Origin of the sequence: Mesorhizobium sp. M1A.F.Ca.ET.072.01.1.1 (assembly GCF_004023325.1) — a bacterium.
Lineage (GTDB): Bacteria > Pseudomonadota > Alphaproteobacteria > Rhizobiales > Rhizobiaceae > Mesorhizobium.
Genome location: NZ_RZSF01000378.1, coordinates 1 through 5,873, shown reverse-complemented (window position 1 = coordinate 5,873; position 5,873 = coordinate 1). Strand labels below are relative to the sequence as shown.

Sequence of the window (5,873 nt, the reverse complement as noted above, 5' to 3'; positions counted from 1 at the left end):
GTTCGGGTATCCTGACCATCTGCGGACAAGGCCAATCCCACATGACTTCGAGACTGCGCAGGGCCTCAACCTCTTTCGGAATCCTGCTGGTGAACCCACCGGCTTTGGAGATTGAATTGCCGCTTAGACCAACCATCAGCGCTGCGGCGGCGCCGGCAGTGACGCTTCTCATCGGCGGTGCCCGCCAACTGCGCACAGGTTCTTCGACAAATCGCCAGGAGAGATAGGCCGTCAGAAAGCTGCCTGCGATCAGGACCGATGCCTCCGCGGCTGTCGGATTCGCGGTGCCCGCGTAGTGACGGAAGAAGACCAGAATCGGCCAATGCCACAGGTAGAGGCTGTAAGAAATCTTTCCCGTCAGGCGGAGCGGAGCGGTCGAAAGGAATCGCGACACGAACGAGCGCGAATGCGGCCAGACCAGAACGGCAGCGCCTGCCACTGGAATGACTGCGTTGGCTCCGGGAAACGGCTGGTCCGGCGACAGCCAGGCCGCGCTGGCGGCTATGAGACCAAGGCCGGCCAGGCCGAAAACCTCCGAAGCACGCCGGCGCAGAGGCGGCAGAAATACGAGCAGGCCACCCACGGCCAGCTCCCAGGCTCGGCTGAACGGGACGTAGAATGCCTGCTTTGGATCGACCGTGACGAGGTGAAGGGCGGTCAGGAAGCTGAGCAGCGCGACGAGGCAGATCGCTGTGACCGGCGCCGACTGGCCGCCGCGCGGGAGCCTGTTCGCAAACAGCATCAAAGCGGGCCACAGGAGGTAGAACTGCTCTTCCACGCCCAGCGACCAAAGATGCAGAAGGGGCAGCAGCGTCGCGTCGCGGTCGAAATAGCCGGTGTTCCAGAGGAAATAGTAGTTTCCCACGCCGCCAGCCGAAAACGCAGCGCTGCGCCCCAGGCTGGCATAGTCGCCGGGGAGCAGCAGAGACCAGCCCGCAACCAGCGAAAAGCAAATCATGGCCAGCAAAGCCGGGAGAATTCGCCGCATGCGGCGGCCATAGAATTCAACTATCGACAGCTCGCTGCCTTTGGCGAGCAGCAGCCGGGTGATCAGGTAGCCCGAGATCACAAAGAATATGTCGACGCCAACGAAACCGCCGGGGAACCTCGGCGCGCCGAAATGAAAAAGGATTACGGCGATCACCGCAATTGCGCGCAAGCCGTCGATGTCGGGCCTATAGTCAGACTCCACCACGTCCCCCTGCGGCGCTCCGCTTCACGTCGTAACCTGACTAAACCGCCCGAGTCGAGGGGTCGCTCGCATTAGCGCAGCCCACCGTGTGATTCCCCACAGATAAATCCATATATTACCAACAGATAGTGCAGTGCCGATCTATGAGAAACGTGGGAACGGCCACAATTGTTTTTCCTGTAAGAACCCGCACAGGAGCGCGGAAACCTGGCATCAGCTATATCCATACGGGCAGGGGCATCCGGCTCGGGGTAACGCGGGCGGCATCATTGTCCGTCGACATCCCGATGACTGCTAAAACTCTGTTGGCCGCTAGAAAAACAAGTTGTTTACGGTGTCCTTGACTGTATAGAAGGGCATGGCCCATGCGGAGCGAGGACAGGGCCATACTGGAGGGCGGCACGATGGACAGCCATAGCGCGTACATGGTTGAATTCGGCCCGCGGACGCATGTCCTGGTGACAGGCGGCGCGGGGTTTCTCGGATCGGCACTGGTCGATCTCTTGCTTGCGCGCCACTGCAGCGTAACGGTGATCGACGATCTTTCGAACGGCCTGCTCAGCAATCTGCCCGTGGGCGATCCCCGGCTGACCGTTCGCGCTTTCAGGGTTGGCGATCCGGCGTTCAACGCGGCGGTTCGGGACGAGGTTGGGCAGGCAGACGCCGTGTTCCACCTTGCGAGCCCGATCGGGGTTCAGCGCGCCCACAAGGAACGTTTTGCCGTTACCAGCGGCATTCTCGAGTCCGGTTGTTCGATTGTCGAGGCATGCCGGCTGCACAGGCGCCCCCTTCTCTATACGTCGAGTTCGGAAGTCTACGGCTCAGGACGTGACCGTCCCATCACCGAGTCCGACCCTGTGATGACAGATATTCGACCTCGATGGGGCTATGCGGCCGCCAAGGCAGCGGTCGAGCATCTGGTCGCCGGCCTGCTTTTCGATTTCGGCATCCCTGCCTGGATTGTTCGACCATTCAACATGGCTGGGCCGCGGCAGCGTTCGGCGACAGGTCTCGTGTTGCCGGTTTTTGTCAACGCCGCCTTACGGGGCGAGGCCCTGGTAGTCCACGACGACGGCGAGCAGAGGAGGGCATTCCTGCATGTGGCGGACGCCGCGGAAGGATTGCTCTTGGTTATGCAATGTCGCTCGCTGCAGGGGCGGCCTGTAAATCTGGGAGGCAGCGAAGCGGTTCAGATCGGAAAACTCGCGAGGATGGTCGTTGAAGCCACCGAGACGAACGCGCCGATCGTCATGAAGCCATCCAACGCGGTCTATGGGGACAGGTTCGCTGCAACGTATGACCGCGTTCCGGATACAGGTCTATTGACCGCGATGACAGGATGGCGTGCGCTGCGAAGCACGAAGCAGACGATCATGGATTGCATCGAGCACATGCGTACCGAACGAGTGATTGCTTGACGCTTGGTTCATTGGTCCCGTTCATCGGGGCGCTGCTCCTCGCTATTCCCTGTGTTTGGCTGTTCGCTTTTCTTGCCAAGCGTATCGGAGCGGTCTCGAAGGTGAAGGTCGACCGATGGCATACATCAGGCGAGGTTCCGCGTCTTGCGGGCCCTGCGCTGCTGATAGCCATGTCACCGTGGCTTCCGGTCAGCCATATCATCCTACTGGCCCTTTTTTGCCTGCTCGGCGCTCTCGATGATGTCAGGTCGCTTTCCGCAGGTTCCAAGGCGGCGGCGCTGACGGCGGGAGCTATACTTGCCGGGGTCATGACAGGTGTGTGGTGGCTACCGATCGTCGTCTGGGTATCCTGCAATGCGGTCAACATGCTCGATCACGCCGACGGACTCGCTGCCGGCGCGGCCGCGGCCGCGTTCTTCGGCCTCGGTGGGGATATCGGAATGGCCGGCGCGGGAGCCTGCATGGGCTTTCTCTGCTTCAACTATCCGCCTGCGCGTATCTTCATGGGCGATAGTGGCAGCCTTCTGCTCGGCGCAGCGATTATCCTTCTCGCGTCAGAAAGAGGGCCAGGCTCTTCACTGGCGTGGATTGCGGTTCCATTGATCGATGCGGCGTTCGTAATTATCCGCCGCCTGCGCGAGGGACGGCGGCCGTGGATCGGCGGCACTGACCATCTTGGTCATGCTCTGTTGCGCATCGGCGTGGGCAGCAAGGCTCTGCCTGTCCTGTATGCGGCAATGGCCTTGGCGCTGGGGCTCGCGTTTACTGCCTGGCAAAATCCTTAGCTCGCGGATGAGATGCGAAACTGGGTTTACATCGGATCCTGGCACAACTCCGCTATTTTCATTTGGTCGGCGGAATCTGCCGTCCGCTCTCTATCCCTTCCGACAGTTTTCGCGCGCGAACGATCGGCAGCTTTGCGCCGCCATAGGGCTCATTGAGCATGCTGCAGCCGGAGCCAAACGCAGTCGGTGGAGCAATCAGGCGAAGCGACTCGTTTGCGCCGCATGACGACCGTCGCGCGGAGCCTGCTGAGGTCGTCGCGGCCAAGGCCGCGCAAGCTGCCCTTGACGGCATTTTCCTGCGCCACGTTCCGGACCATCCAGAGATAGTCGGCACGCGCCGACATGACGTCGGGGAAAAGAAGGACGTGCCCGCACGTCCTCGGGACGAAGGGATGGGGCGTAGGCCCGCTCCCGGTAAGGCGGAGATCCGGTCATGGGTCCGCCCCCGTGCCCGATTTTCACAGCCCGCTCCGATAAGAGAGATTCGCTAGTTCGGCGGTGAAGCACTCTGGCGCCTTGATCTGATCTACCGCCCCTTTCGCGGCACCACTGCTTAGGATATCAATGCCGCGGAACTGGGGCGACTTACCTAATGAGGATGATCTTCAAATACTTTTCTGAGAACGTCGTTGAGCACGTTTTCGTTCGCGATAACCATGTTGGCATTAAGTGCACCTTGCCACAAGACTACAACGATCCCTTTGAGCTATTCCTCGGGGTAAAGCTTGATCAAGGATCTGATTTGCTGGCGACGTACAGCGAAGTAGTCCGGGAAATCCCGTCGCTGTTGACCACCTGCTTCTCGAAATCGCCAGTCGTGACCCCAATGTGGGCGCACTACGGAAACAACCATAACGGATTCGTGATCGGATTCGAGGTTTCCGAACTGCAAGAGGTTTTTCAGGATCTCCTGATCCGCGACATTTCGTACCGAGATCGACCGAGTGAGACGCTCGTCTCGTTCGCGCAGATGGCCGCATACCGGAAGAAGCCCAGAGACGCTATGGCTCTGCGGGACGCCGTCCTCTACGAAGGCTATTTCTCGAAGTATGCGGAATGGAGCTACGAGCAGGAAGTGCGAGCCGTTAACTTCGAGGGATATGTCGAGGACATGAGCGGCAACAAGATCCTCTATATTCCGAAACGATGTGTCGCAGCGATCATATCGGGAGCGAAGTCTTCCTCGCAGACGAAAGAGACTCTTCAGGAGGCTGCACAAAAACTCGATGCCGGCTTCTATATCGGTAAAATAGGTCGCAGCTACCCGACGCCTTACATGATCACGGATGCGGGTAGCGGCAAAGTGTTTGCGGACGGGAAGATTGCCCCTGCGATCGCCGAATGTGCAGAATGCTCAGAGCCGCTGAGAGCCAACGGGGATCTGTGTCCTTGGTGTTCAATCGACGACTCGGATCGGATAGCCGCCGCCGCAAACAATCCTTTCAGGATACTTGAGCATTACGGACTGCTTGAAGATTACATCGAGGGGTACCCGGCGAGGCCAAGGAAACCTTACTAACAGGCTGGTATGCGCCCCGAAGCGGCCGACGGGCCGCTTCTTCGCAACTCGTCACCACGCGCAAACCGCATTATCTCGGAGACTGTCGTGCCGTCTATTGACGAACTTCTTCCCCTCGTTGCCGAGCCGCGCGAGGATCTGGCCGCGGAATACAAGGGCTGGCTCAATCTCGCTGAGACCAACCATAAGGCGGTCCTCGCCAAGGCTGCCATTGCCATTGCCAATCACGGCGGTGGCTACATCATCATTGGTATGCGGGATGACCGCGCGCAGCTCGTATCCGTATCACGCCCTGACGAGATTCCTGCCACAGCTCAGGATACGGTAAATGCCGCGATCCAGAGGTTTGCGACACCGGGTTTCATTGTGAGGTCTACGTCGTCCCCCATCCCGAGACCGGCGTCTTCCATCCCCTGATTGTTGTACCCGGCGGAATGACCGAACCCGTGATGAGCAAGCGTGACTGCCGGGACGTCATCGCGCAAAACCGCGTGTATATCCGAAAGCCGGGTCCGCGCAGCGAGGAGCCTCAGACCGGCGAAGAATGGCGCGCCCTCCTACGCCGCTGTGTTCAGAATGGGCGTGAGGACATGCTGGACTCCATTCGGGCCATTGTGTCGGGTCGTGTCGAGCCAGTGTCCCATGTGCCCAACGCAGCGACCGAACTGCACGGCTATGCCGAAGGCGCGCGCAGGCGCTGGCAGGAACTCGTCGCCGATCTTCCCGAGAATGACGAGGCGCGGTTTCCACACGGCTACTATGAAATGGCGTTCAAACTGATTGGGGCTGAGCCGGCGCCAACGCTCGTGGAACTGCGCAACCGCCTTCAGGTGGCGCAGCGCATCCGCCTGACCGGCTGGACGACTTTTCTCGACATGAACCGCCCCGAATGGGCGCCTTACATGCACGAGGACTTCATTGAAGCGTGGGTGGGCAGGAAGGTCGATCGGGATTGGTTG

General features: G+C 60.0%; 5 protein-coding genes and 1 pseudogene. 5 read left to right on the top strand and 1 reads right to left on the bottom strand.

From position 1 onward, the window contains the following. A partial coding sequence (locus EOA32_RS32115) for an acyltransferase (RefSeq protein ID WP_189407555.1) occupies positions 1-1,192 on the bottom strand: 1,192 nt, incomplete at its 3' end. A 404-nt stretch (positions 1,193-1,596) separates the two neighbouring features. Here EOA32_RS32115 and EOA32_RS32110 point away from each other — a divergent pair. The 5 genes and pseudogenes from EOA32_RS32110 to EOA32_RS32090 form a co-directional block, all read left to right on the top strand. Then, positions 1,597-2,610 (top strand): NAD-dependent epimerase/dehydratase family protein, encoded by a 1,014-nt coding sequence (locus EOA32_RS32110; protein WP_189407552.1) that lies wholly within the window; start codon positions 1,597-1,599, stop codon positions 2,608-2,610. After that, the gene (locus tag EOA32_RS32105; protein WP_245499454.1) at positions 2,607-3,395 is read left to right on the top strand and encodes an undecaprenyl/decaprenyl-phosphate alpha-N-acetylglucosaminyl 1-phosphate transferase; all 789 of its coding nucleotides are present in this window, start codon (positions 2,607-2,609) and stop codon (positions 3,393-3,395) included. The genes EOA32_RS32110 and EOA32_RS32105 overlap by 4 nt, the downstream gene beginning before the upstream one ends. Positions 3,396-3,987: 592 nt before the next feature. Continuing rightward, positions 3,988-4,914, top strand: a complete 927-nt coding sequence (locus EOA32_RS32100; RefSeq protein ID WP_127847540.1) for a DUF2971 domain-containing protein — start codon at positions 3,988-3,990, stop codon at positions 4,912-4,914. Positions 4,915-5,001: 87 nt separating this feature from the next. Next, positions 5,002-5,331, top strand: a complete 330-nt coding sequence (locus EOA32_RS32095; RefSeq protein WP_189407550.1) for an RNA-binding domain-containing protein — start codon at positions 5,002-5,004, stop codon at positions 5,329-5,331. A gap of 32 nt (positions 5,332-5,363) precedes the next feature. Further along, positions 5,364-5,873, top strand: a pseudogene (locus tag EOA32_RS32090) (hypothetical protein); the annotation flags it as partial.

Excerpts from the sequence above, each read along its gene's own strand:
- EOA32_RS32100 (WP_127847540.1), top strand. The coding sequence starts at position 3,988 with ATGAGGATGATCTTCAAATACTTTTCTGAGAACGTCGTTGAGCACGTT.
- EOA32_RS32110 (WP_189407552.1), top strand. The coding sequence starts at position 1,597 with ATGGACAGCCATAGCGCGTACATGGTTGAATTCGGCCCGCGGACGCAT.